Genomic DNA, 3,634 nt, shown 5'->3' on the forward strand with positions numbered 1-3,634 from the left:
GATATTGACAAGGTGGTCAACACCAGTCAATAGAAATGAAATTAAGTTCCAAATTTCGTTGCGAGGCCTGTCGGCCGCCCGTTGCGACTGATAGGGTGGGCGCCCGACCAAGAGCCTGACGGGCCATATTCGCTGTTGGGAGGCAGCATGCGAAAACGCAACAAACCCATACCGGCGCCATCGAATGAAGATCAGGGACAGCATTCGTCCGCCCTGGTGCGCGGCCTGCAGATCCTGCGCGCGTTCACGCCGGCCGACACATCGCTCGGCAACCAGGAACTGATCGAACGGACCGGCTTGCCCAAGGCGACGATCTCGCGCCTCACCTACACGTTGGTCGGCCTCGGCTACCTCCTCTACGATCCTCTCCTGGGGCGATATTCCATCGGGCCGGCGACCGTATCGCTCGGCTATTCCGGCCTGAGCAGCAGCGCCGTGGTCTACATGGCCAAGCCGCTGATGCAGACCCTGGCCTTCGAAACCGGCGTGGCCGTCGCCATGGGCATGCGTGATGGGCTGGAGATGGTCTACGTCTCGAACTGCCGGCCCGAGACACCGGTCACGCTCCGGCTCAACGTCGGTTCGCGCCTGCCGATCTGGCAGACATCGATGGGATTGGCCTATCTGGCCGCCATGGAAGAAGGCCTGCAGGGCCGCGTCATCAGCCAGTTGATCGAGAACAACCCGGACAGCAGGGATAAGATACGCCGCGCTATCGACGGCGGGCTCGAAAACTACGCCAAGCATGGCTACGTCGCTTCGTTCGGCGACTGGTACAGCTATATCAACGCCGTCGGCGTGCCTTTCAGGCCGAGCGATGGATCCCAACTCGTGGCCATCACCTGCGGCGGCATCAAGGACCTTGCCCCCGTCGAGGCCTGCATCTCCGTCTTCGTGCCCAAGCTGAAGTCGTTGCTCGCAGAACTGCAGAACCGGCTGACCGGCGCGACGTTGCCACCGATGGGCGAGCAGATTGCCGCGATGGTCCAACGGGACTAGCCAACCAAGGACAATTCCATGGCCATTGCCGTTATTTTTCCGAAGGTCAGCCTGGAGACCGACACCGGCAGCATTGGCCGCTGGCTGAAGGACGACGGCGCCGAAGTCGCCCAGGGCGACGCGCTGTTTGAGATCGACAACGACAAGGCCGCGGTCGAGGTGGAGGCTCCGGCATCCGGCTTCGTCGCGCATGCTCGCGCCGCCGGTGAGGAAGTGCAGGTCGGCGAGATCGTCGGCCATATCCTTGAAAGCGGCGAGCAGATCGAAGCCCGGAGCAGACCTGTCGCGGCGCCGGCACCATCGGCCGACCGAAATGGAGCGCCGGCGCAGCCGCAGGCGAATCCCGCCTCGACGCGTATCGTGGCCACGCCCCTGGCAAGGCGGATTGCCGCGCAGCACCGGATCGACCTTCACGGCATCGCCGGATCGGGACCGAAAGGGCGGATCCAGAAACGTGACGTGCTCGGCAAGCGATCGCTCGCCGACGCGCCGGCTGTCGTTTCAAAGTCCTCTTGGATGCAGGAAAGCGGCGCGCGGCAAGATGGATTGCACGCCGCCTGGCTGCAGCGGGAAGGCGCCGAAACGCTCATCGCCCTGCATGGCTTTGCCTCCGATCATAATGCATGGCGCGGCCTTCTGGCCGCGGGCCGGCCCAAGGCGCGAATGCTGGCCCTCGACCTGCCCGGACATGGACGGTCTACACGGACAGTCCCGGAGGATCTCGATGCGATCTGCGCGATGGTCGAGCAGCGTCTGGCTGCCGAAGGCATCGAGCACGCAACGATTGTCGGCCATTCCTTCGGCGCCGCCGTCGCGGCCAGACTGGCCACCCGCGGACTGACAAGAGCCGACTCGCTTTTGCTGATTTCGCCGGCCGGCCTTGGCCCCGAGATACGCCAGCCGTTCATCCATGGCTTCGTCGCGGCGAGGCAGCCGTCCAGCCTTCTGCCCTGGCTCCAGGAACTTGTGTTCGATCCCCGCCAGATTTCGGAAGCCTTCATTCGCAGCGTCGCCGACCAGCGCAAGGACGATGGCCTGTCCAGCGCCCTGGCCAACCTTGCCGAGCGATATTTCTGCGACGGCACGCAGACCTTCTCGATCCGCCCCGACCTGGAACGGCTCCGCATCCCCATGCGCATCGTGTTCGGCATCCAGGACAGGATCATCCCGTTCGCTCATTGTCATTCGCTGCCGGGGCGCGTCGGCCTCCATGCTTTTCGGCAATGCGGTCACTTGCCGTATTTCGAACAGCCCGAGCTCACTTTGTCGATCGTCGACGAGATGCTGGCGCTCGGCCGCAACGACCGCTGACGCCGTCCACCGGCAAAGGCGGCGGCTGGGCCGCGCCTGTGCGAACACCGAATGCGCGAACATTCCGAGGCAGCAACTCCATGGCTCTTGACGCAGACCTCTTCGAGCAACTCCGGCAAACGGTGCGGCGCTTCGTTCGCGAGCGACTGGTCCCCCTGGAGGCCGAGATTGCCCTGGCCGACAATATCCCCGTGGAGATCAGGCAAGAGATGCGCGACCTCGGCCTCTTCGGCCTCTCCATCCCCCAGGAGTATGGCGGACTTGGCCTGACCATGGAGGAGGAGGTCCATATCGCTTTCGAGCTGGGCCACACGTCGCCTGCGTTCCGCTCCGTCATCGGCACCAACAACGGCATCGGCTCGCAGGGCCTGATCATGGACGGAACGGAAGAGCAGAAATCGGCGTATCTTCCGAAGCTGGCGACAGGCGAGATCATCAGTTCGTTCGCGCTGACGGAGCCGGGGGCCGGATCGGATGCGGCGTCGCTGCGGACGACGGCGCGTCGCGACGGCGAGGAATACATCCTCAACGGCACCAAGCGCTTCATCACCAACGCACCCTATGCCGATCTGTTCACGGTCTTCGCCAGAACCGGCACGGGCGACAAGCCGGGACGGGACGTGACTGCATTCCTGGTCGAACGGAGCGCGCCCGGCCTGTCCCTCGGCAAGATCGACAAGAAGATGGGCCAGGCCGGCTCGCACACCTGCGACGTGATTTTCGAGGATTGCCGGGTGCCGGCTTCCAGCGTGCTGGGCGGCAGGGAAGGCCAGGGGTTCAAGACGGCAATGAAGGTGCTGGACCGGGGCCGCCTGCACATTTCCGCCTTCTGCGTCGGCATGGCCGAACGGCTTATCGCCGACAGCCTCGCCTATGCCATGCAGCGAAAGCAGTTCGGGCAGCCGATCGCGGAGTTCCAGTTGATCCAGGCCATGCTCGCCGACAGCCGGGCGGAAAGCTACGCCGCCAGATGCATGGTGCTGGAGACGGCCCGCGCGAAGGACCAAGGCGGAAATGTTTCCACGGAGGCTGCGTGCTGCAAGATGTTCGCCAGCGAGATGGTCGGCCGCGTCGCCGACCGCGCCGTCCAGATCCATGGCGGCGCGGGATATATGGAAGAGTACGGCATCGAACGGGCGTATCGCGACGTCCGGCTGTTTCGCATCTATGAGGGAACGACGCAGATCCAGCAGATCCTGATCGCCAGAAACATGATCAAGGAAGCGGCGGCCGCGGCTTGAAAAGGACCGCCTCACATTGTCCCGGAGCAATTCCAGGAAAAGTGTGGGCGGTTTTCCGCCCGGAATTGCGTAAAACAAAGAGG

At 63.9% G+C, this 3,634-nt stretch carries 3 protein-coding genes; all 3 read left to right on the plus strand.

Going from position 1 to position 3,634, the window contains the following annotated elements:
• The first annotated feature begins 147 nt into the window (after positions 1–147).
• Entirely contained in the window at positions 148–999 is an 852-nt protein-coding gene (locus EOD07_RS26650; protein WP_127237536.1) for an IclR family transcriptional regulator, read from the plus strand.
• 18 nt (positions 1,000–1,017) lie between these two features.
• A complete protein-coding gene (locus EOD07_RS26655; RefSeq protein WP_127237537.1) occupies positions 1,018–2,310 on the plus strand; it encodes an acetoin dehydrogenase dihydrolipoyllysine-residue acetyltransferase subunit in 1,293 nt (430 codons plus the stop codon).
• 80 nt (positions 2,311–2,390) lie between these two features.
• Complete coding sequence (locus EOD07_RS26660; RefSeq protein ID WP_127237538.1) at positions 2,391–3,551, plus strand: acyl-CoA dehydrogenase family protein; 1,161 nt, start codon at positions 2,391–2,393, stop codon at positions 3,549–3,551.
• The last annotated feature ends 83 nt before the right edge of the window (positions 3,552–3,634 follow it).

It is taken from the genome of Mesorhizobium sp. M2C.T.Ca.TU.002.02.1.1 (assembly GCF_003997225.1).